This is a genomic window from Roseibium sp. MB-4, from assembly GCF_053005265.1.
Window position 1 is genome coordinate 2,241,814 of sequence record NZ_JBRKQB010000001.1, and the last position, 23,391, is coordinate 2,265,204.

Sequence of the window (23,391 nt, forward strand, 5' to 3'; positions counted from 1 at the left end):
TTTCATGAAAATTGACTGCGGGCCTCGTCCCGCTGACCGGATCGACCACCGATGACCGACGCACCAAAACGCGACTATTCTGAAACGCTCAATCTGCCGAAAACCGAATTCCCGATGCGGGCCGGCCTTCCCAAAAAAGAGCCGGAAATCCTGGCGCGCTGGGAAAAGCTGAACATCTACAAGAAGCTGCGGGATCAATCCGCAGGACGCGACAAATTCATCCTGCATGACGGCCCTCCTTACGCCAACGGCAACATCCATATCGGACATGCGCTGAACAAGACCCTGAAAGACATCGTCACCCGGTCAATGCAAATGATGGGCTATGACAGCAACTATGTTCCGGGCTGGGACTGCCATGGTCTCCCGATCGAATGGAAGATCGAGGAACAGTACCGCGCCAAAGGCAAGAACAAGGACGAAGTGCCGATCAACGAGTTCCGCAAGGAATGCCGGGATTTTGCTGATCACTGGATCGGCGTACAGCGCGAAGAGTTCAAACGCCTTGGCATCGAAGGTGACTGGGACAACCCGTATCTCACTATGCGCTTTGAGAGCGAAGCGGTCATTGCCCAGGAACTCATGAAGTTTGCCATGTCCGGCCAGCTTTACCGTGGTTCCAAACCGGTGATGTGGTCCGTTGTCGAAAAGACTGCGCTGGCTGAAGCAGAAATCGAATACCACGACTATCAGTCCGACCAGATCTGGGTGAAATTCCCGATCGTTGAGGCCGGGGGCACCGATGAAGCAGCGGCAGAGCAGCTGCTCGACGCTTCGGTTGTTATCTGGACAACCACCCCGTGGACCATCCCTGGCAACCGCGCCGTGTGCTTCTCATCCCGGATCAATTACGGTCTTTATGAAGTCACCCAGGGCGGCCTGCCAGACGACAACTGGGTGCAAAAAGGTGATCTTCTGATCCTCGCAGACGCCCTTGCCGGCGACGTCTTCAAAAACGCTCGCATCGAGGACTTCAACCTGGTCCGTGCGGTGTCTCCGGATGAGATGGCCGCGCTCACGCTCGCCCACCCTTACCGGGACATGGATCTCGGCGGCTATCAGTTCGATGTGCCGCTGCTTGACGGCGACCATGTCACAGATGACGCCGGTACCGGTTTCGTACACACGGCTCCAGGTCACGGTGCCGACGACTTTGAAATCTGGATGGCAAACGCCAAGGACCTTGATGATCGCGGCATCGACACCGCAATCCCCTTCACGGTCGCCGACGACGGCTTCTACACCAAGGATGCGCCAGGCCTGGAGGGCAATCAGGTCATCACGCACAAGGGTGAAAAGGGAAAGGCAAACAAAGCCAACATCGAGTACCTGAAGCAGGCAGGCGCTCTGATCGGGCTTGGCCGCATGAAGCACCAGTATCCGCATTCATGGCGTTCCAAGAAACCGATCATTTTCCGCAATACGCCGCAATGGTTTGTCTATATGGACAAGACCTTGTCCAGCGAAGGCGACACGCTGCGGACCCGGGCCCTTAACGCAATTGACGAAACACGGTTCGTGCCAGTTTCCGGTCAAAACCGCTTGCGTTCAATGATCGAGAAACGCCCGGATTGGGTTCTCTCACGCCAGCGCGCCTGGGGCGTGCCGATCACGGTCTTCATCAACAAGGACACATCTGAAGTCCTCAAAGATGAAGCGGTCAATGCGCGGATCTATGAGGCTTTTGTTCAAGAAGGAGCGGATGCCTGGTTCGCAGAGGGCGCAAAGGAACGCTTCCTCGGCAACGATCACGAGGCTGATGAGTGGGACATGGTCATGGACATCCTGGATGTCTGGTTCGATTCCGGGTCCACCCATGCGTTCTGCCTGGAAAAGCGTGAAGACCTTAACCCACAGCGCAAGACCGCCGGCGGCAAGGACTACGTTCTATACCTGGAAGGCTCGGACCAGCATCGCGGCTGGTTCCACTCCTCGCTTCTGGAAAGCTGCGGCACCCGCGGTCATGCGCCGTATGATGCGGTCCTGACCCACGGCTTCACAATGGCCGAAGATGGACGCAAAATGTCCAAGTCGCTCGGCAACCAGGTGTTCCCCCAGGACATCATCAAGCAATACGGCGCGGACATCCTGCGTCTTTGGGCAGCGTCGTGCGACTATTCGGAAGATCAGCGGATCGGTCCGGAAATCATCAAAACCAGCGTCGACAGTTACCGCAAGCTGCGGAACACACTGCGCTGGATGCTGGGCTCCCTGGCGCATGCGACCGGCGAAGAAGTCGCCCTCAGCGAAATGCCGGAGCTGGAGCGCCTGATGCTGCACCGGATTGCAGAGCTTGATGCCATGGTACGCCAGGCCTACGCCGATTACGACTACAAGAAGATCTTCCACCAGCTGTTCACATTCATGACGGTGGAACTGTCGGCGTTCTATTTCGACATCCGCAAGGACGCGCTTTATTGCGACGCCGGGTCTTCCAATCGCCGCAAGGCATCTCTCTATGTCATCGACAAGCTGTTTAACAGCCTGGTCACATGGATGGCGCCGATGCTGCCGTTCACAATGGACGAAACCTGGGTCTCCCGCTACGGCGAGGAAACATCTGTACATCTGCAGCAATTCCCGGCGGTTCCGGCAGACTGGAAAGACGATGCGCTCGCGGAGAAGTGGGCCAAGATCAAAACGGTTCGCCGTGTGATCACCGGTGCTCTTGAGATCGAACGCCGCGAGAAGCGGATCGGCTCCTCTTTGGAAGCGCATCCTGTTGTTCACGTGACCGATCCAGACCTCATGGCTGCACTGGAAGGCCGCGATATGGCTGATATTGCCATCACCAGCCAACTCACCCTGAGTTCGGATCCGGCTCCGGAAGGCGCGTTTTCGCTGGACGATACCAAGGGCGTTGCGGTCGTACCCGCACTTGCGGAGGGCACCAAATGCGCCCGGTCCTGGAAGATCCTGCCAGAAGTCGGAACAGACCCGGATTATCCAGATGTGACACCAAGGGACGCCGACGCGCTGCGTGAATGGGACGCAGCCAACGTTGCCGCATAACGGATCAATGAGACCTTGATGACAAATGGCAGTGATAACTCAGATCACCCCGCAAAACCGACCTATGTCTGGGGCGGCTTAAGCTGGCTCGTTCTGTCTGTCGCTGCCATTTGCCTTCTTCTGGATCAAGCAACCAAGATCTGGTTCGTCCATGGCTTTGATCTTGCCGCAAACGGCCCCGTAAGTGTCCTACCGGTTCTGGATTTTGTTCTCGTATGGAATCGCGGCATCTCTTACGGCCTTTTCCAGCAAGACAGTGATTTGGGCCGCTGGTTGCTTGCCGGTTTCACCATTGCAGCGACGATCGCACTGTGGATTTGGTCGACCCGCGTCGATTTGAAGCTTCCGGCTCTAGCACTTGCCCTAATCATCGGCGGCGCCATCGGAAACGGTGTAGACCGGGTTGTTTATGGAGCTGTGGTCGACTTTGTCCACTTCCACGTCGGCACGTTCTCCTGGTACGTGTTTAACCTAGCCGACGTGTGGATCGTTGCAGGTGTCATCGGTCTCCTGTATGACAGTTTCGCAAACGGTCCAAATTAAGCCGCAAATTAGCGGTTTATAGCCTGGATCTATTATTTTCTGTTTGGCGGTGGTCAGACAGTGTCCGATTTCTTGAAGGATACGTTGTGGTGCGCACGCTCGGCGATTTTATCTCCAAAGGCCTCCTGCTCGCAGCAGTGACAGGCCTCGCAGCTTGTCAGGCAGCCGACGGAACGACCGTTGCTCCCGATACGGCTTTGGTGAACAACATCATGTCGGGCCTTGGCGCCGTCGATCCGAACAAAAAAGAGATCGAATACAAACCACGCGCTCCGCTTGCCATGCCGGCCGACAACACAACATTGCCGTCACCTTCAACTGAAGTTGCTGGTGCAGGGTCCCAGAATTGGCCCGAGCAGCGCAACGAAGATGAGATGAACGCCCTGCGGGATCGCTACAAAGTCGCCACGGACCACCGCGGTGACCTCAAGCGGCTTACACCAGAACAGATGGCAGGAATTGAAATCGTCGGTGTTGAACGTCCTGCGTCGACACCGGAACTGCGGGCAGCATCCGATCCTGATACTGCGCTTGGCCCGGGCAAACGTCTGTCACCAGAACAAATGAAAATCGAGTCAGAGCGGTTTAATGCGCTGAAACAGCAACAAGCCGGCACACAGACGGCTGGCGCTGCACTTCAGCGGCAATACCTGATCGAGCCGCCTGCAGCGTACAGCACACCGTCTGCCGACGCTCCGATGCCGTCGACAGAAATCGAAGTGAAAAAAGAATACGTGAAGGTACAGCGGGACCACGAAACGAACCGCCTCGATCCAAGATGTATGGCGGGCGAGTCCAAATACTGTAACTAACTCTTCACGCCAAATTACAGACAATTAATGAGGCCTCCGATCCATTCGACCCTATATGGGGTGTTTGGGCCGGAGGCCTTTTCGTTTGGGCATACAACAGGAGCTCCCCGTGATTGGATTGCGCCAACCAATACCGATACTCAGTTTTGACCGCGCTTTGCGCAGCACACTTTTGGCAAGCCTTTTCTCCGCCACGCTGTTCGCCGTTCCGCTATCCGGCGTAACCCTGTCCAAGGCAAACGCTTTGGAAGTCACGCAAGACGAAATTGTCATCGCGCCGAACCTGGAGCGGTTCGTCCTCGACAATGGACTGGAAGTGGTTGTGATCCCTGATCGCCGGGCTCCCGTGGTCACGCACATGCTTTGGTATAAGGTCGGATCGGCCGATGAGCCCGAAGGTCAATCCGGTGTCGCTCACTTCCTGGAACACCTGATGTTCAAGGGAACCGAGGACCATCCGGACGGTGAGTTTTCAAAAATCATTGCTGACCGCGGCGGCCAGGAGAACGCCTTCACCAGCTACGATTACACCGCCTATTTCCAACGTGTTGCAAAAGAACACTTGCCGCTGATGATGGAAATGGAGGCGGACCGGATGGAAAACCTCGTCCTCAGCGACACAGTGGTTGCGCCCGAACGGGACGTTGTGTTGGAAGAGCGGCGGGACCGGGTTGAGAGCGATCCCGGGTCACGCTTGCGGGAAGCGATGAACGCCATCACGTTCGTCAATCATCCCTACGGATCCCCGATTATCGGTTGGCAGAATGAGATCGAAACTCTCAACAAGGATGCAGCAATCGCGTTCTATGACCGTTTCTACACCCCGAATAACGCCGTGCTTGTCGTCGCAGGTGACGTAGAGCCAGCTACCGTTCTGGATCTCGCCCAAGATACATATGGCAAAGTCCCGCGCCGGGCAGAACCGGGCGAGCGTCTTCGTCCTGCGGAACCGCCGCTTGCCGGAGAACGGCGGATCGCGGTCACAGATCCGCGGGTCAGGCAAGAGGCGATCTCCCACACCTGGATCGTGCCGAGCCAGACAACCGGCGAAGGCCGGACACCGGAAGCGCTGGATATTCTGTCCTACGTCTTGGGTCAGGGCCCATCCAGCCGTCTCTATAAGGCCCTTGTGCTGGATGCTGGCCTCGCCACAAGTGCTGGCGCCTATTACCAGAGCACAGCCCTGAACAGCGGACGTTTTGTTGTCTACGCTTCACCGCGGCCCGGCCATACGCTGGAAGACGTCGAAGCGGCTGCAGCGCAAGAACTGAGCAAGTTGCTGGAAGAGGGTGTGACCGCAGAAGAAGTCGATCGGGCAAAACGCAGTATGATCGCGAGTTCGATTTACGCTCAAGACAGCCAGACTGGCCTTGCAAGGCTGTTCGGTGCGGCCCTCACAACCGGCATGGAAGTCGAAGATGTCCAGACTTGGCCAAGCCAAATCCAAGCTGTCACACCCGAAGACGTTGAAGCTGCTGCGAGAGAATTTCTGACCGCAACACCTGTGACCGGGGAACTCAGAAGCCCGCAATCAAACGCCGACACCGCCGATAAGTCCGGCAAGGAGTCCTGATCATGAGATTGCAACACGTATTCCCCACTACCCCGGCCCTGTTCGCATTCGTGTTTGCCGTTGTAGCGCTCGCAGTGCGTCCGTCTTTTGCTGTGGAAGTGGAACGGGTCATAAGTCCGAAGGGCATCGAAGCATGGCTGGTTGAAGACCACACGGTGCCGATCATTGCCCTAAACTTCTCCTTTGAAGGCGGCTCGGCTCAAGATCCGGCAGACAAAGCCGGTCTGACACGCCTTCTGGCCGCAACAATGGATGAGGGCGCAGGTGACCTGACCTCTGAAGACTATCAGGCACGGCTTGAGGAGCTGGCCGTGAGTGTCAACTTCAGCACCGGCAAGGACAGGTTCTTCGGCAGCATGCGCACTCTGACCCAAACGCTTCCCGAAGCGACGGAAATGCTCGCACTCGCCCTGAACGCACCGCGGTTCGATGTTGAGCCAGTTGAGCGCATGAAAACTCAGCTGATCACCCGCGCAAAGCGGAATGAGACCAACCAGGATGCCATTGCGGGCCTTGCACTGTCGAAGGCTGTGTTCGGCGATCATCCTTATGCGCAACCGACGCTAGGTACACCTGAGACACTGGAGGGCCTTCAACCGGAGGACTTGAAAGCGCACAAGCCCAAGCTCATCGCAACGGACGGGCTCAAAATCGGTGTTGTTGGCGCAATTGACGCTGAAACCCTGATGTCAGTCCTGGATACAGTCTTTGCAGGTTTACCGGAGAAAGCCGACCTGAAGCCAATCGAAGAGCTCACCCCGCGAACCGGAGACAATGTCGAAGAGTTCCTCGATGTACCGCAGACAACGATCCTATTATCGCTGCCAGGTTTGAAGCGGGACGATCCGGACTATCAAGCAGCGTTTGTCATGAACCACATTCTGGGTGGTGGAACCTTCACCTCCTGGATGTATCAGGAAGTACGGAAGAAGCGCGGCCTCTCTTATGGCACAGGCACGTCCCTTTCGCCTTACAAGCACACAGGCGTTCTCATTGGTTCTGCCTCAACAAAAGCCGAGCGTTCATCCGAGACCGTCGACGTCATGCTGGCTCAGCTAAAACGGATGGCCGATGAAGGACCGACAGAAGCCGAACTTGAAAGTGCCAAACGGTTTCTGACCGGTTCCTACGCGCTCCGGTTTGACAGTTCCGGAAAAATCGCCCGGCAACTGGTTGCGCTTCAAAATGCCGGTCTTGGCATTGATTACTTCGACCGGCGCAACAGCGAAATCGAGGCTGTCACTCTGGACGATGTCAACAGGGTCGCCCAGCGCCTCATAGCGGGTGTTGACCCGACAATTATCCAGGTCGGCCCTAACAACCCGCCTGCAACCGACTGACCTGAGGGCCAGGATTTAGACTTTAAAACAAAAAAAGCGGCGGGACTTTCCCGCCGCTTTTTGTTTGGGGCTCACCGTGAAGAAACGTATTCGTGACGCTAAGCTCATTGCTTTGCAGGATCGCCTGCGTCACGCGGCTGGCGGATCACAGACGGCTTGATACCGGGGCTGCTTTAGCCTGCCGCTTTTTTGCGTGGCGCCGGTGTGCCTTGCAAGACTTCGGCCCGCACGGGCCGCGGCGGTGAGAAGAGATTGCCCTGGGCCAGTTTTACGTCGAAGTCGAGAAGCTCAAGCACCTGGGACTCGGTTTCAACGTGATCAGTGATCAGTTCCATACCGTAGCGGTGAAGCAGATCCCCAAAATCGGACGGGTGAATGTGACCGTGATTGGTTTCCCGTCTACCGATCAGATAATCCGCATTCAATTTGCCATACTTGAAGCCACGGCCAGCCAAGCTGTTGAAGTCCATTCTCATGTCGTCAATTTGATCAACAGAGAAGCGGAAACCAGATTCAAAAAGCGCTGCAAGGCTTTCCAGCTCAACCGCACCCATCTGAGCGATATCGGATTGCGAGAACTCAAAAATCAGGGCGTCTGAGAACTCACGGTTGGACCGGACAAATTCCAGGAAGCCGGGAAAGAAAGTATTGTCCGACAACGACAATGAAGAGATGTTGCAGAACAGGACAGCGTTGCGATTGCGCGACATCAGCCTGCGGATAACCTGAACCGACCGGAACAGAAGCAAGTTGTCGATGCGGGCGATGTGTCCGGAGCGAACGGCCTCGGGCATGAAGGCTTGCGCCTCAATGGAGTCGCCATTGGCGTTCCGCAGGCGGGTAAACGCTTCGTAGTGCTTCACCTGACGCTGAGGCAAACTCACAATCGGTTGCAGAAAAAGCTCAACACGGTTTGCATTCAGCGCCGATGTGATGAGCTCATTCATGGCCGGGTTGGGGCCAGGCTTGGTCAGGCGCTCCGCAGATGGTTCAGCCGGAAGATCGGCAAAACCTTCATCGATTTCGCGCGCACCAGCACCACCATCAGGCGCACGGCCATCGCGTGGCACGTGCACACCATAGCGACGGTCCAGCTCAGACATATCACGATGGGTCGGAACGACGCCGTCATTGTAAGGGCCAGGCTGCGGCGCTTGCGGTGGCGCGTAAGGAGCATGGTGCGGGACAGGCGCTTGCTGCGGATACTGACCCGGATGAGATTGACCTTGGCCGTTGGTCTGCGGATATCCCTGGTTTGGCTGCTGAGGCTGCTGATATTGCGGCAAACTCTGCATGGGTGGCGGAGGTGCGATGGCCTTCTGATCCTCCACCTTGGTCTCCAGGTCGGACATGGCTTCTGCCATCTGCTTGACCAGCGTACCGAGCACTTCGACCTCTGCAAACAATGGATCGATTTCTGCCCTGGTCCGGCGCGGCATCGTATGTTCCATGCCAGTGAGACGGCCTTCAAGATTGCCGACATCCTCGTCGAGATCCGTAATGCGTTCTTCGAGGCGCTCTACGGCGTCGCTCACTGCACTGCGGTCCCGCGACCGTCCGATCAGCAGATGAACGAGGATCATCGTGCACATCAGCGCTAGGGACAGAGACACGGCTTCTCCAAATGGACGGCCAAATTGGAAAACCATCACTGCCGCTGAAGACAGTGCAATGATCACCATGCATATCGCTACAAATATGGTCGCAGTTCGGCCCATTTGGTACTGAATCTACCCGATGCGAATCAAAAAAGACTGGTTAATCATGCCTTAAGACAGCGCAGCCTCCGAATCCGTAAGCTCCTGTAAAACCTGTTTTTGGCGACTTGTCCCCGACTATGCGCGCAATGCGGCTCTAAAATGACCCGCACACCAAATCAGTGCCCCGTTTTCTCCCGCGCTAGCCGCGTTAGAGGGTACCGCCTTGCCCGTTCTCCGGCAATTAGGGATTGAAATCAAATACACATGTCGTAAGATTACCTTACGTAAGCTTTTGTTCTTCAGCAGTCTCACAGGAGCAGAAAGGCCTTCAAAATGCCCATACCGGGGCGATCATTGCGGTCGGAACCATTCGAAGAAGGTTCAACCACAACCGACATATCCCCCTCAATCCAGGGTCCACTTTTGTCTGGCGGTCAGGGCAGAACAGGCACGGCAAAAGCTTCACGATCCAAGCCTGGACAAAATGACCTCGGACCCCGAGCAGATGCCGTCCTAGGTTCTTTGAAACACATCCTCAACAGCCCGGAGTTCAAGTCAGCGCCTCAGTTGCAGGCTTTCCTGCATTTCGTGGTCGAAGCGGCCCTAAATGACCAGACCGAGAAACTTAAAGGGATCACAATCGCAGTTGAGGCTCTTGGGCGCGATGCAAACTTCGATCCGGACAAAGATCCAATCGTCAGGGTCGAGGCGGCTCGGCTGAGATCACGGCTATCCAAATACTATGAGGGATCAGGGGCGTCAGATCCGGTGAGGATCTCCATCCCGAAGGGCGGTTATGCGCCAGCTTTTGAATTTGCGAACATGAAGGGCACACCCGGTGTCCCTGCATCAGCCACCCTAAGACATGACGATCCGCTGGCGGAAAACCTTTCAGCAGACCCCACAACCGTTGACACCAGCAATGCTTCTTCGCCTCATTCAGGAATAGAAGAACCGCCAGGACCACGCGACCTGCCAAAAACTGCTCACCAAGGCTCACCCAGTGGACGTGCACTGCTCAAAAATGCAATGTCCCGTCCGCGAATTCCCATTGGCTGGCTGCTTGTAACAAATGCCGTTTGCTTGGCGGCCGGTTACTGGGCAGGCAGTGAATAACTTCCGCGTTTCAATGCCTTTCCGGGCAAAAACTGCATTTTGCGCTTTGTGACAACGCTTTGTTTACCCTGTTTGGCGAATTATCCCATTAGTCAATCTTTCGAGCCCCGAAGGATTATGACCAAAGCGATGGGAGTTACCCTGCGATGGGGAGTAAAGAGGGCAAGACCTTGCCTGTGATTGTACGCGTTTTGGACGCATCGGCGTCTGAAGCAGCCCGCACATCGGCAGTCTGTGCGAGACTATCGGCCGAGTGTTCTGAGCCAATCCTCTATACCGATACCGCTCCCTGTCTGCAGGACCTTGCTGATAAGACCACAGACATTCTCATCATCGATCTGGAGACGATCGGCGGCGACGAAGCACTTGAGGCTTACGCAGTCCGCTGCCCCAAGGCTGTTATTCTCGCGGTCTCCTCGATGGGGTCCGTTTCCCGCGCGGTCAGTGCCATGCGCGCCGGGGCTCATGATTTTCTGACAAAACCATTCTCTCTGGATGCGCTGGCATCAAAAATCAGCTTCCAACTGCAACAGCGCCGGCCTGTTATAAAGCCCTGCCAACAGACGCCAGATCGTACGATCCAGATCGAGGCAGTAAATCAAGACAACTTGCCAGCACCGCGCAGTCTTCCTGAACCCAAACAGGCTTTGGGGCTCGACAGACTGATCGGCACCTCCCCCGCAATGCTGGACATTCACGATCAAGTCCGACGCATGGCACCATCGCAGGCCCCTGTTTTCATCACCGGTGAATCTGGAACCGGAAAGGAACTATGTGCGGCCGCAGTGCATGAACTCTCAGATCGGAATTCCGGTCGATTTGTGACCCTGAATTGCGCGGCTATTCCCCGGGATCTGATTGAGAGTGAAATCTTCGGCTATGTCCGAGGTGCTTTCACTGGTGCTGCCGACAATCGTGCCGGCGCAGCAGAGCAAGCTGACGGTGGCACGCTTTTCCTTGACGAAATCGGCGAGATGGATCTGCTGTTGCAAAGCAAGCTTTTGCGCTTTTTGCAAACCGGCACGTTCCAAAGGCTTGGCGACACGGCAAGCCGGAATGTGGATGCCCGGATCATATGCGCGACCAATCGGGACCCATTGACTGAAATCACGGCCGGCCGCTTCCGCGAAGACCTTTACTATCGCTTACATGTTCTGCCAGTGCATCTTCCCGCCTTGCGGGAACGGCGGGAGGATATCCTGCCGTTGGCCGAAGCTTTCCTGAAACGGTATTCAGGTGAGGAACGCCGCAACTTCCGCGGTTTTGACGCAGATGCAGAAGCGCGGATCGTCTCTTACGGCTGGCCCGGAAATGTCCGCCAGCTTGAGAACACGATCCGCCAGATTGTCGTTATGAATGACGGCGCTGCCGTCACCCACGAGATGCTGCCTCTGGTCATTCGCGATGCGCAATCGCGCCCGAACGGCATCATAGACCTGTCGCGCGAACGATCGCGCGCAGCTCCGGCCAGTCGGCCATTCGGTGCGATTGAACCTCTCTGGGCTCAAGAGCGCCGCATTATCGAAGATGCACTCGATGCGTTTGATGGGAACATAGCCATGGCCGCTGCGGCATTGGAGATCAGCCCATCGACAATTTATCGCAAAAAACAATCCTGGTCCGCTCGCAGCCTTTAACCGGCTATATTTACCGCAACGCACACATTTCCTTGTTTCTTGGCGACGCTCGGTCTATATCGGCAAAATCGCTAAGAAAAGACAAGATCTAAGGGCGGCGGGGATTTATATGACGAAGCAGGCAAGCCGGTTTAAGCTTGGGCGGAATTCCACTTCTCTTGCATTGGTGTTTGGGATATTCGCGGCGGCGGGCTCCGCTGTTGCTCAATCTCCTGACTACAAGTCTCCCTCTCCGGCATTCACGGAAGCGTTGGCAGCTTTCGATGCCGCATGGACTGCAGACGGCCTTGCTTTTTCATCTGTGACGTTCACAGACGGTCCCGGCAGTGGATATGGGAAGTACACTGCCACAGAAAACAATGTGTTTTCAGCCGGTGAGACGATTGCGCTTTACGCTGAGCCTGTCGGATATGCATTCGATCAGTCGCAAGACGGTTACACATATAAACTAGCCGCCAGCTATCGCCTGATAAACACATCAGGTCAGGTATTGAGCGAACAATCTGATTTTGCAGAGTTCACCGGCACGACCCGATCCAAGCAGCGCCAACTGTCGGCCAGCTTGTCATTTCAGTTCGATGGTTTGCCCGAAGGCGACTATGAACTCGAAGCCACCTTCGCCGATCAAATCGGCAATCAGACAGCCGGCTTCAAGCTTCCAATTACAATTCAGGCCGCCAACTGATCCGCAACTAAAATAAGACTCGCAGCGCTGGAGCATCGACCACGCTCAGCCCGCGGCTGCACGCAGGGAAATCCAAGCGTTAACAGTGTCGTACCAATGTGCCGGATCTGGCCAGAAAATCTTCCTTCCGCCATTGACAAGCCCCTCCGCGATACATAAATCCTTGGGCGCTGTTAGCACTCGCCACTAGGGAGTGCTAATCGCGGATGGGAGGGGTAATTTCTCCTGTTCTCAGTAACCCAATAATCATGTCTCGCGCGCTGCCTATTGCGTGGGGCGCGCTCATGAGAGGAAACAGTCTTATGGCATTTCGTCCACTTCACGACCGTGTCGTAGTTCGCCGCGTCGACTCCGAAGAGAAGACCGCTGGTGGCATCATCATCCCGGATACCGCTAAGGAAAAGCCGCAGGAAGGCGAAATCGTTGCAGTTGGCAACGGTGCGCGTGACGACAGCGGCAACGTTGTTGCTCTCGATGTCAAAGCAGGCGACCGCGTTCTGTTCGGCAAATGGTCCGGCACTGAAGTCAAAATCGACGGTGAAGACCTCCTGATCATGAAGGAATCCGACATCATGGGCGTGATCGCTTAATTCAGCGAACCGCTTTTTGATCTCAATCGTAAATTCCAGAATAAGTGAGACGACTACATGTCTGCTAAAGAAGTAAAATTCTCGTCTGACGCACGTGAGAAAATGCTCCGTGGCGTCGACACCCTCGCAAATGCCGTTAAAGTAACGCTTGGCCCGAAAGGCCGTAACGTCGTTCTCGACAAAGCCTTCGGCGCACCGCGCATCACCAAAGACGGTGTTTCCGTTGCCAAGGAAATCGAACTCGAAGACAAGTTCGAAAACATGGGCGCACAGATGGTGCGTGAAGTTGCATCCAAAACCAACGACATCGCTGGTGACGGTACAACAACTGCAACTGTTCTGGCCCAGGCGATCGTCAAAGAAGGCGCCAAGGCTGTTGCTGCCGGCATGAACCCGATGGACCTGAAGCGCGGTGTAGATCTGGCTGCTGCAGAAGCAGTCAAAGCTCTGATGGCTGCTTCCAAAGACATCACCACGTCTGAAGAAGTTGCTCAGGTTGGCACAATCTCCGCTAACGGCGACGAGCAGGTCGGCAAAGACATTGCTGAAGCCATGCAGAAAGTTGGCAACGAAGGTGTCATCACCGTCGAGGAAGCCAAGTCTCTGGAAACCGAGCTGGAAGTCGTTGAAGGCATGCAGTTCGACCGTGGTTACCTGTCTCCGTACTTCGTAACCAACGCCGACAAGATGCTGGCTGACCTTGAAAAGCCGTTCATCCTGCTGCACGAGAAAAAGCTCTCCAACCTGCAGGCCATGCTGCCGATCCTGGAAGCTGTTGTTCAGTCTTCCCGTCCGCTGCTCATCATTGCAGAAGACGTTGAAGGCGAAGCGCTGGCAACTCTCGTTGTCAACAAACTCCGCGGCGGTCTGAAAATCGCAGCAGTCAAGGCACCGGGCTTCGGCGACCGCCGCAAGGCCATGCTGGAAGACATTGCGATCCTGACCGGCGGCACCGTGATCTCCGAAGATCTCGGCATCAAGCTGGAAAACGTGACCCTCGACATGCTCGGCACCGCTGAGAAAGTTGCGATCACCAAGGAAACCACCACCATCGTTGACGGTGCAGGTTCTAAGGACGACATCAACGGCCGCGTTGGTCAGATCAAAGCTCAGATCGAAGAAACCACTTCCGATTACGACCGCGAAAAGCTGCAAGAGCGTCTGGCGAAACTCGCTGGCGGTGTTGCTGTGATCCGTGTTGGCGGCGCGACCGAAATCGAAGTGAAAGAGAAAAAAGACCGCGTCGATGATGCTCTGAACGCAACCCGCGCTGCTGTTGAAGAAGGCATCGTCCCGGGTGGTGGTACGGCTCTGCTGCGGGCGAAGAAAGCAGTCGAAGGCCTGGCCAACGACAACGCTGACATTGCAGCTGGCATCAAGATCGTCCTGCGCGCTCTGGAAGCTCCGATCCGTCAGATCGCTGAAAACGCTGGTGTCGAAGGCTCCATCGTTGTCGGCAAGATCCAGGAAAACGACGACACGACTTTCGGTTTCAACGCGCAGACCGAAGAATTCGTCAACATGATCGAAGCTGGTATCATTGACCCGACCAAAGTTGTCCGTACTGCTCTGCAGGACGCAGCATCTGTTGCCGGTCTCCTGATCACCACCGAAGCCATGGTTGCTGAGCTGCCGAAGAAAGACGCAGCACCGGCAATGCCGGGCGGCGACATGGGCGGTATGGGCGGCATGGGCTTCTAAGCCAGCCACTCACAAGTCATACGGAAAGGGCGGCCCTCGGGTCGCCCTTTTTGTTTTTTTTTGGCTGTATACTGCGGAGCATACTACTGCTCACATACCGATGGCTGAGACGTCCTTGTCTTAGAACCCGCATTTGGCGGGCTAACGACAATGGTGTGCAGGGCATTAGGTATGACAGTTCAAGACGACAACACTTTAAAACTGATCACCGCCAAGAACCGACTTTTCGGAACCATCGACCTCACGACACAAGCCGTCGACAGCGACTACAAAAGCAATTTGACACTCAAGGTAGGCCAGATACCAAGCACCTATTTCTTCAGCTCGGCGTTGTTTGAAAACACCTCAACCCGCTACAGACCGTTTCACCCCCAAGGCTTTATCGCAACCTCTAGTGAAATGCGTATGTATTGGGTCCTTGCAGGATATTGGAACACGATCGGAAACCTAAGAAGCGCATTGTCGACAGATTTCGCGCCGATCAATCCTTCGCTTCCGGACACAAAAGCCTCGATACCGGCATTTTATGAAAGCCGGTATTTCGTCTATGCCCCAATCGGCGTCGACAAAACCGGTGTGGAGGCATCCATCCGGATGATGCAGAAACAAGCAACTCCCCTTTCGACCGATGCGCTGGTCACCATGAACCGCGATAATAAAGGCGGAGACAAAACGGCTACCTATTACATCAACGAGGGAGCTCTACAGGGGATGTTCTGGGCATCAAAACAAGGTGGCTGGAATTCGGGATCAGGTCAAAACACCAACCGGTTGTTCCCTTTTGAGATTATCGATTACCGTATCCCGGACACAGCTTTCCCGGAAGCAGCCGCACGTGGGAGCGATTTTCCAGAGGCCTTGAACGTTGTACCGGCAGATAACCGTGTCCATTTCGGGCACTCCCTGATGACGATCGACGCCATTGAGACCTATTACAAAGATCCAAACATGCAAGTCGGCTTGGACAATGTAATAACCGGTGCCGACTTGTGGACACGCATGCTTCGATTGGGCGCCTATGCTCAAAGTCTCGGATATTCGGCCAACGCCAGGCCGTTTGGTGCCCAATACATACAATCGGGCACCAACTATCTGTCTTTGAAGGAAGCTGGAGACTTAAATCGGCAGAAACAGCTTGTGACAGAACTTATCGCTAATTTTGTAGATAATTAGAGTGTGTACCGATCGAAGCCGCGGGTGCTGCCAAATGCTTTCTGCACTTTCTTTTCAATTACGAGGTCATTGAAAGAGCTCGTGTTAGGCAGCCCGGACCTGACCAAGGAAGTCTTTAACCTGAGAGCGCAAGTTCCTAGCGTGATCCGAAAGGTCGACAGCAACTTCAAGAACTTCCTTGGCTGCATTGCCCGTGTCGGAAGCGGCTTGTGCAACATCATTGATGGTGTGACCGACCTCAGCAGTGCCAGAGGCTGCCTGCTGCGTACTGGCGGCGATTTCACGTGTCGCGATGCCTTGTTCACTCACAGCACCAGATATCGTATCAGAGATATCCTTGATCCGGCCAATCGTTTGACTGATCGACTGGATCGCTTCAACAGCCTCCCCAGTCGCTGACTGCATACCCGAGATCTGCGAACCGATTTCTTCGGTTGCTTTGGCTGTTTGAGTTGCGAGGTTTTTCACCTCAGAGGCCACAACTGCAAACCCTTTCCCAGCCTCGCCAGCACGCGCCGCCTCAATGGTTGCGTTCAGTGCCAGAAGGTTCGTTTGTTCTGCGATGCCGCTGATCAGTTCGATGACCTCTCCGATCTTGCTCGCCGCATCTGCCAATCCACGGACCGAGTCGTTGGAGCGCTCCGCTTCTGCATTGGCCTGGTTGGAGATTTCCGCTGATTCTGCGACCTGTCTGTTGATCTCCCCGATGGAAGCCGACATTTCTTCCGCGGCCGAGGCGGCTGTTTGTACATTCTGCGATGCGTTTTCCGCCGAAGAAGCAACGGTGTTTGCCTGTTGCTGGGTCTGTTCAGCAACGGAGGACATGGACTGTGCCGTCGATTGCATGCGGGACGAGGAATCCGTAACGGTGTCGACAATTCCCATCAGAGCAGTTTCGAACTGATCAGCAAGCGCATTCATCGCCGCCCGCTTCTCTTCCGCTGCCAGGCGCTCTCGTTCGACTTTTTCTAGCTCGAGTTGTTCGACTTCGAGAGCATTTTCGCGGAAGACGGCAAGCGCTCGCGACATCTGTCCGATCTCGTCGCGGCGGTCAGTTGCCGGCACATCCACGTCAGAGTTCCCACCTGCAAGCGCGGTCATAGACCCAATGATCTGGACAATTGGGCGCGAAATCATGCGTGAAATCAGCCAGTTCGCAACCAACCCGACCAGAGCCACCAGGGCCACGGTCAGTAGAAACAATTTCATAGCTTCTTGCGCGCCATTGAGTGTCGCTTCGGTTGCCTCAACCCTCAGACCGTCAACAACGGTTTTCAACTTGTCGACATCACCAACAAGACTGGCGTGAAGTTGCGTCGCATCATTCATGAAGATGCTTGCAGTTGCGACATCCAGGGTTGCCATATCGGCTGTTCCAAGTGCGGATTCTGAGTACTCTTTGGCGTGCTTAATCGCCCCTTCTTGGAGCTCTGCCAGATCGGCGTTGTTGAGCTTGGACAAATCCAAAGCTTCAAAGTCTGCAACAATCGCCTTGAGCTGTGCTGTTGACTGTTCGAACTTGGAATTGATTTTGTCCATGTCCGATTCATTTTGCGCAGTTGTCATCAAGTCATAGAGGGACAACTGAGCGCTCGAGAGGTTTTCCTTAACGCGGTTCATGTCCGCAAAGGCTTTGATTTGAACATGGCTCAGATTTTCAACGGCAGCGCGTTGCTGATCGATCGCCATGAAGGAGATGACAGAAACAATTCCCAATCCCACCAACAGGATGACCGGTGTGACGAACATCTTTTTTGCTAAGGCAAGGTTGGCGAACCAGTTCATTTTTCCATCCAATATTGCATTTTAAATTGAAGGCCGATGGCCGAAGCGGCCATCGGTATCATTTGGTTGGCTAAGGCGTGCAGTGGCGGGCCTTACTTGTAGATTCCAACGCCGCAGATGTGATCGCCAGCGGACTTAACCACGGACGACTTTGGCTCGATTTTCTTCGAAACCGGGTTCGGCCAACGGTAGTCAACCCAGCCACCACCAGATTTGCCCGTGCTCACAAGTTCCATCACGAACTCTTTGCCATCAGCATCTTTTAGGCCAGACAGATCCCGGCCAATTAGTTTTGCGTTCGCCCCGTGAGCAACCGTTACACCCGCATCATCGAAGCAGAAAACGTAGAGATCTCGATCTTGCCAACCCTTATCGGTGGCGGAGAAGTCTGCGAGTGCCGTATCCGCCCCAGCAGACTGGTAATGCGCCACGGCTTTGTCGAGCATTGCCGTTGCTTCATCTGCCGTGCCGCGATCTGCTGCAAATGCAGTGGCGGATCCAGCCATCGAAAGTCCGGTAATCAGGAGTACCGCGATTTTTGATTTGATCATTCCCTTATCTCCTCCTGAGACGTCATCAAAGATGCTCTCAACAGAAGAGAGAAAACCTAATATTCGGATAATGGAATTAATTGGAGTTGATACCGATCAAGTAATCAATTTCTATTTTTGATTTAATAAAAATATATATACAATCCAAATTGAGAGGCGTATTTTGCGCCGCACAATAAAATTCCTATTCCTGCCACCTCTATACTTAATACTACCAATATACAACCTATCAATGAAAATGCATCTTTGTTCTGACCTGTCCCCACTCTTTTCGGCGACGTGTATTTTCTTCCAATTGCCATTGATTCTCTGAACGAAAAACCCCTCAAAATTACCTTACGACACTTTCAAATCCCATTTATTTCAAGGGCATCCCTTGCAGACACCCACCACGCGATACAACCAAAATCGAAGGTTCAAACACGACTCGGTCCGCTGATATGGCTCGCCAAGTTCGCGGCAAACCAACGCTCAAAATCCGCTAACGAACGCACACAAAATATCCAGGTCCGGGCCTATACTTTTTTGTTTTTCTCAGAAAAATCAGTGCCACGTACCATGTTGCAACCTGGTTCCACCATCCAACAGATTCGTTTGCCGTAAAGCGGGAATGGCACTAGACAGTGACCGAAGATTGTTTGATGCGAAGAGACCCCTATGAGTGCCGAACTGAACAGTAGGCTCGAAAAACTGGAGATCGATCTTGCGCACGCCACGCACACAATCGATGAGCTGAATGGCGTTGTCGTTGAGCAAGGGAAACAGATTGACCGGCTGACCCGAAAACTCCTCAACATGACCGATCAGGTCGAAGAGTTGATTGAAAACGTGTTGCCTGGTCACCAGGTCGAGAAGCCGCCACACTATTGAGCCCCGACAGGGCGGCCGCGTGTTGACGAACCGACAGAACAACACGGGTTATCGATGACCGTTTGAGTGCCCATCTTGCCACTTGCGCTCAATGTGATAGTTCGCTTACGTATAATGCGGTGCATATACACATATAAATAACGCCAAGGACACTGAGATGCAGAACCTGCGCTTGACCCTGAAATCCCGTCCCGAAGGAAAACTCGGACCGGAGCACTTCGACCGTGTCGAAGAAGACATGGGACCTCTGGCAGATGGCAAGGCGCGCATTCGTGTCGTTTATGTCTCTCTGGATCCAGCCATGCGCGGTTGGGTGTCGCCGGACACAAAGAGCTATATTCCGCCAGTTCAATTGGGTGAGACGATGCGCTCGTTGGGTGTTGGCGTTGTTGAGGAGAGCAAGTCTGATGCATACAAGGTCGGCGATTGGGTCTCCGGCACACCAGGCTGGACGAAATATGTAGACGTGGCTCCAGGCGAGATCAGCGTTGTCCCGCAAATGGACCGGATCGAGCACTATATGGGCGTTCTTGGCCTGCCAGGGGTGACCGCCTATCAGGGCCTGGTCATTGAGGGTCAACCGAAGGAAGGCGAAACGCTCTGTGTGACTGGAGCCGCCGGGTCGGTTGGCTCTTTGGTCGGCCAGATCGGCAAGGCGCTCGGACTGCGTGTGATCGGTATTGCGGGGACTCAGGAAAAGTGTGACTGGCTGACCAAGGACCTCGGCTTTGACGCAGCTCTCAACTACAAGACCGACGATCTGAGCAAAGGGCTTGCCGAGTTCGCCCCGGACGGCATCAACCTGCATTTCGAGAATGTCGGTGGTGCGCCCTTCAAGGCAGCCTTCCGCAATATGGCCGCGCATGGCCGTATGATCTTCTGCGGGTTCATTTCCGCTTACAACGGCGATATCGATCCGGACCCGCTTGACATGACAACCATCATACGGCGGCGTTTGATGCTCAAGGGCTTTACCATGCCGGACCATTATGCATCTTACCCAATGCTATTTTCAGAACTCGGCAAACTCATGATGCAAGGCAAACTCAAATACCGGCTTCATGTTGAAGAAGGGCTAGAAAACGCACCTGTCGTCTTCAACAAGCTGTTCGATGGCAGCAATACAGGCAAGCTGGTGGTCAAGGTCTCGGACCTCTGATTATCATTGCCTTTTGAGAATATCGCCGGTGGAGCAATCCGCCGGTTTTTTCTGAGCAGAACTGAGAGTTTAGATTCCTTGTGAAATCTGTCGATTGATCCACCGCATGGCGGACCACGTCAAACGGACTAGTTTGGCCAGATACGAAACAGGTAGTGCCATGCGATACTTCCGCTATTTGCTCATTTTAGCCGCTCTCGGCGCGGCTTTTTCAGCATGGAGCTGGTGGTCTGCCAGACCTCCGAAGGTCACCGTCACTGAAGCGTTTATTGGATCGGCTGCGGACGTTGTTTATGCGACGGCCGTGGTCGAACCGGTCAACTGGGCAAAGGTCACGTCCATTTTACGGGAACGCATCGTGTCCTTGTGCGGCTGTGAGGGCATGGTCGTGCAAAAGGGCGATCAGCTGGCCGAGCTCGACAGCGGCGATGCGCGGGCGGCACTTGCGGAACTGGAAGCCCGCCAATCCCTAGCGAAATCTGAGAGTGAGCGGGCGCTGCAGCTGCTGGAGCGCCGGGTCATCAGCCAGCATCTTTATGACCGCGCGCAAAGCGAACTTGTCCAGGTCAATGCCGTTATAGCCGCACAAACAGAACGCCTGCGGGACTATAGGATCGTCGCGCCGATGGATGGCGTGGTTTTGCGGCAGGACGGGTCTGTCGGCGAGGTCGCTGAACCCGGTGACATCCTGTTCTGGATCGGCCAGCCCAAACCCTTGCAACTTGTCGCAGAAGTCAATGAGGAGGACATTCCAAAAGTCGCCGCGGGCCAAACAGCGTTGGTTCGCGCGGACGCCTTTCCGGGGCAAGACCTCACTGCGACCGTTGCCCGGATCACGCCCAAAGGGGATCCGGTGCTGAAGAATTACCGCGTCTATTTGGATCTTCCAAAGGACACGCCACTTCACATCGGCATGACAACTGAAATCAACATAGTCACTCTTGAAAAGCCGGAAACGGTGCTCGTACCGGTGGCCGCTCTCGATGGTCAGCGGCTTCAGACTGTTTCCAGCAACAACACCGTTGAAACTATAGTGGTCGAAACAGGAATTACCGGAACCCGCGCTGTCGAAATTCTCGACGGTCTTGCTGACGGAGATGCTGTTCTCCTGCCGTTTCGCGACGATCTCTCTGATGGCCAGAAGGTGGAGCCGGTGGCTGAGGGCACACCAGAATGATCCTTCAGCTCCGCATCGCTGCGACCCATGTGCGCAACAGGCTCCGGCAAACGGTGGTCTCCACGCTTGGTGTTGCACTGGGTGTTGGATTTTCCATTGCCATGGCCGCCCTCATGGAGGGCTCTCAACGGGACTTCATGGCAACCTTAATCGACGCCATTCCGCATGTGGAGATCAAGGATGATAAGCGGACGCCGACAGCCCAACCGGCCAGCTCCGTTTATGATGCTGTTGCCTTTCGCGGATTGCGGCCGTTGGAGGACTTGCGTGGGATTCGCAATCCGACGGAAGCTTTGGCATCGCTGCGGGATTGGGTTGATGGCGACATCGCACAGCGCCTGACGGGTCAGGCTGTGCTGCGCTACAGTGGTCAGGACATTGGCATGACGCTGATTGGTGTCCGCCCAAAGCAGGAACTTCTCGTGTCCAACATTGGCGAGGACATCCGGGAGGGGGCCTTTGAGGACCTCGGCACAACCTCCAACGGATTGGTTCTGGGCGACAAGGCGGCAGAACGGCTTGGCGCTGATCTTGGAGACACGGTCACGTTGACCTCAGCAAACGGGGTCGCAAAACGGTTCAAGATTGTTGGCCTCTTCCATACCGGGATCACCACCAGCGACGAAAGCCTCGCCTATGCGCCTCTCAAAGCCGTCCAGATCCTTCTGGAAAAACCTGACATCATCAATGCTATCACGATCCGGCTGAGAAACATCGATGAAGCCGTCGCAGTTGCTGCAAGGGCCGAGCGGCAATTGGGCTACAAGTCAATCTCCTGGGAAGAGGCCAATGAAGGGCTGATGGAGGCTTTCTTTGTCCGCAACGTGATCATGTTTACTGCCGTCGGCGGTATTCTTCTGGTCGCCGGTTTCGGGATCTACAACATCATTTCAACGATCGTGCATGAAAAGGCCCGGGACATTGCCATCCTGAAATCGCTGGGGTTTCCGGAACCTGACATCCAGCAGATTTTCGTTCTGGAGGGTTTGGTGATCGGTGTGCTCGGAGCACTTGTCGGGTCTGCACTTGGATTTGGATTGTCGAGTTATCTTGCAACAATCAAATTCGAGGTCACCACCGACATCGAAATGACCCGTCTGCCGATATACTTTTCTCATGTGCATTACATGATCGCCAGTGGTCTGGCGCTTCTGTCTGCGGGCATTGCCGGTTTTGTGCCTGCCAGAAAGGCCGCCGCGCTCAATCCTGTCGACATCATCCGGGGCGCGACCTGACATGAACGTTGCCCCGATCCCAGCCACCCCTGCCCCACTTTTGGAAACGCGAGGCTTGACCCGGATTCTTCCGGCCATTGTTCCGGTCACCCTTGTAGAGGACATCTCGTTTTCGATCGGCACATCGGAGTTCGTCGCAATCACCGGCCCATCGGGCTCCGGAAAATCATCCCTTTTGTATCTGCTTGGACTCCTGGATCGGCCGACGGAGGGCGAAGTCCTGATTGGCGGCCGCAAGACTCACGATCTATCGAAGTCCGAAATGGCTCACTTGCGGCTGGAAAAGATCGGCTTTGTCTTCCAGTTCCACTTTCTCTTGCCGGAATTCACCGCTCTGGAAAACGTGATGATTCCGATGCAAAAACTTGGCGCTCTGGCTACAGCTGAGCAAAAAGACCGCGCGGCAGGTCTCTTGGAAGATCTCGGCCTGGAGGACTTTTTGCACCGGCAACCTGCCCAATTGTCCGGCGGGCAGCGTCAACGGGTCGCCGTTGCAAGAGCGCTTGCCAATGCGCCGGACCTCATCCTTGCAGACGAGCCGACCGGCAGTCTCGATTCTGTCGCGACAGAGCAGGTGTTTATGTCGCTTCAATCAATTGTCGATCAGCAAAAGACCACAGTGATAGCCGTTACGCACGACATGGATATTGCCGGCCGGATGCAGCGTCGCATTCATCTGGTCGATGGAAAAATCGACTATGACCGCAATCAATAACCGTTGGGGTCCTTCGG

At 55.0% G+C, this 23,391-nt stretch carries 19 protein-coding genes; 16 read left to right on the forward strand and 3 right to left on the reverse strand.

Features of this window, described 5'->3' with window-relative positions:
* Positions 1–51: 51 nt before the first annotated feature.
* From ileS to ACVDG4_RS10420, 5 genes are all read left to right on the forward strand, one after another.
* The gene (gene ileS / locus ACVDG4_RS10400; RefSeq protein ID WP_447234991.1) at positions 52–3,012 is read left to right on the forward strand and encodes an isoleucine--tRNA ligase; all 2,961 of its coding nucleotides are present in this window, start codon (positions 52–54) and stop codon (positions 3,010–3,012) included.
* Between the two features lie 18 nt (positions 3,013–3,030).
* Entirely contained in the window at positions 3,031–3,555 is a 525-nt protein-coding gene (lspA, locus tag ACVDG4_RS10405) for a signal peptidase II (RefSeq protein ID WP_409689149.1), read from the forward strand.
* An 89-nt stretch (positions 3,556–3,644) separates the two neighbouring features.
* Positions 3,645–4,367, forward strand: a complete 723-nt coding sequence (locus ACVDG4_RS10410) for a hypothetical protein (RefSeq protein WP_133948426.1) — start codon at positions 3,645–3,647, stop codon at positions 4,365–4,367.
* A 55-nt stretch (positions 4,368–4,422) separates the two neighbouring features.
* On the forward strand, positions 4,423–5,940 hold the full coding sequence (locus ACVDG4_RS10415) for a M16 family metallopeptidase (RefSeq protein ID WP_447234992.1): 1,518 nt from the start codon (positions 4,423–4,425) through the stop codon (positions 5,938–5,940).
* Between the two features lie 2 nt (positions 5,941–5,942).
* Positions 5,943–7,280: a M16 family metallopeptidase gene (locus ACVDG4_RS10420; RefSeq protein ID WP_447234993.1), complete on the forward strand. Its 1,338-nt coding sequence runs from the start codon at positions 5,943–5,945 to the stop codon at positions 7,278–7,280.
* Between the two features lie 173 nt (positions 7,281–7,453).
* Here the strand turns inward: ACVDG4_RS10420 and ACVDG4_RS10425 are convergent, their stop codons facing one another.
* Positions 7,454–8,962 (reverse strand): EAL domain-containing protein, encoded by a 1,509-nt coding sequence (locus ACVDG4_RS10425; protein ID WP_447234994.1) that lies wholly within the window; start codon positions 8,960–8,962, stop codon positions 7,454–7,456.
* A 540-nt stretch (positions 8,963–9,502) separates the two neighbouring features.
* Here ACVDG4_RS10425 and ACVDG4_RS10430 point away from each other — a divergent pair.
* The 6 genes from ACVDG4_RS10430 to ACVDG4_RS10455 all read left to right on the forward strand — a co-directional run bounded on the left by ACVDG4_RS10430 (position 9,503) and on the right by ACVDG4_RS10455 (position 15,882).
* Positions 9,503–10,096, forward strand: a complete 594-nt coding sequence (locus tag ACVDG4_RS10430) for a hypothetical protein (protein WP_447234995.1) — start codon at positions 9,503–9,505, stop codon at positions 10,094–10,096.
* A 146-nt stretch (positions 10,097–10,242) separates the two neighbouring features.
* On the forward strand, positions 10,243–11,733 hold the full coding sequence (locus ACVDG4_RS10435) for a sigma-54 dependent transcriptional regulator (RefSeq protein ID WP_447234996.1): 1,491 nt from the start codon (positions 10,243–10,245) through the stop codon (positions 11,731–11,733).
* A 109-nt stretch (positions 11,734–11,842) separates the two neighbouring features.
* Positions 11,843–12,418, forward strand: a complete 576-nt coding sequence (locus ACVDG4_RS10440) for a hypothetical protein (protein WP_447234997.1) — start codon at positions 11,843–11,845, stop codon at positions 12,416–12,418.
* A 302-nt stretch (positions 12,419–12,720) separates the two neighbouring features.
* On the forward strand, positions 12,721–13,008 hold the full coding sequence (gene groES / locus ACVDG4_RS10445; protein ID WP_008195263.1) for a co-chaperone GroES: 288 nt from the start codon (positions 12,721–12,723) through the stop codon (positions 13,006–13,008).
* A gap of 57 nt (positions 13,009–13,065) precedes the next feature.
* The gene (gene groL / locus ACVDG4_RS10450; RefSeq protein ID WP_133948437.1) at positions 13,066–14,709 is read left to right on the forward strand and encodes a chaperonin GroEL; all 1,644 of its coding nucleotides are present in this window, start codon (positions 13,066–13,068) and stop codon (positions 14,707–14,709) included.
* A 171-nt stretch (positions 14,710–14,880) separates the two neighbouring features.
* Positions 14,881–15,882, forward strand: coding sequence for a hypothetical protein (locus ACVDG4_RS10455; RefSeq protein WP_447234998.1), 1,002 nt, complete (start codon positions 14,881–14,883; stop codon positions 15,880–15,882).
* An 84-nt stretch (positions 15,883–15,966) separates the two neighbouring features.
* Here the strand turns inward: ACVDG4_RS10455 and ACVDG4_RS10460 are convergent, their stop codons facing one another.
* Both ACVDG4_RS10460 and ACVDG4_RS10465 read right to left on the reverse strand, forming a co-directional pair.
* On the reverse strand, positions 15,967–17,667 hold the full coding sequence (locus ACVDG4_RS10460) for a methyl-accepting chemotaxis protein (protein ID WP_447234999.1): 1,701 nt from the start codon (positions 17,665–17,667) through the stop codon (positions 15,967–15,969).
* 92 nt (positions 17,668–17,759) lie between these two features.
* Entirely contained in the window at positions 17,760–18,218 is a 459-nt protein-coding gene (locus ACVDG4_RS10465) for a cache domain-containing protein (RefSeq protein ID WP_209172633.1), read from the reverse strand.
* 657 nt (positions 18,219–18,875) lie between these two features.
* On the opposite strand from ACVDG4_RS10465, the gene ACVDG4_RS10470 reads away from it, so the two are divergent.
* The 5 genes from ACVDG4_RS10470 to ACVDG4_RS10490 all read left to right on the forward strand — a co-directional run bounded on the left by ACVDG4_RS10470 (position 18,876) and on the right by ACVDG4_RS10490 (position 23,374).
* Positions 18,876–19,088, forward strand: coding sequence for a SlyX family protein (locus tag ACVDG4_RS10470; RefSeq protein WP_306149863.1), 213 nt, complete (start codon positions 18,876–18,878; stop codon positions 19,086–19,088).
* 157 nt (positions 19,089–19,245) lie between these two features.
* Complete coding sequence (locus ACVDG4_RS10475; RefSeq protein ID WP_306149862.1) at positions 19,246–20,247, forward strand: NADP-dependent oxidoreductase; 1,002 nt, start codon at positions 19,246–19,248, stop codon at positions 20,245–20,247.
* A gap of 106 nt (positions 20,248–20,353) precedes the next feature.
* On the forward strand, positions 20,354–21,424 hold the full coding sequence (locus ACVDG4_RS10480) for an efflux RND transporter periplasmic adaptor subunit (RefSeq protein ID WP_447235000.1): 1,071 nt from the start codon (positions 20,354–20,356) through the stop codon (positions 21,422–21,424).
* Positions 21,421–22,659 (forward strand): ABC transporter permease, encoded by a 1,239-nt coding sequence (locus ACVDG4_RS10485; RefSeq protein WP_133948451.1) that lies wholly within the window; start codon positions 21,421–21,423, stop codon positions 22,657–22,659. Before ACVDG4_RS10480 ends, ACVDG4_RS10485 begins: the two co-directional genes overlap by 4 nt.
* Before the next feature lies 1 nt (position 22,660).
* On the forward strand, positions 22,661–23,374 hold the full coding sequence (locus tag ACVDG4_RS10490; protein WP_447235001.1) for an ABC transporter ATP-binding protein: 714 nt from the start codon (positions 22,661–22,663) through the stop codon (positions 23,372–23,374).
* Positions 23,375–23,391: the final 17 nt, after the last annotated feature.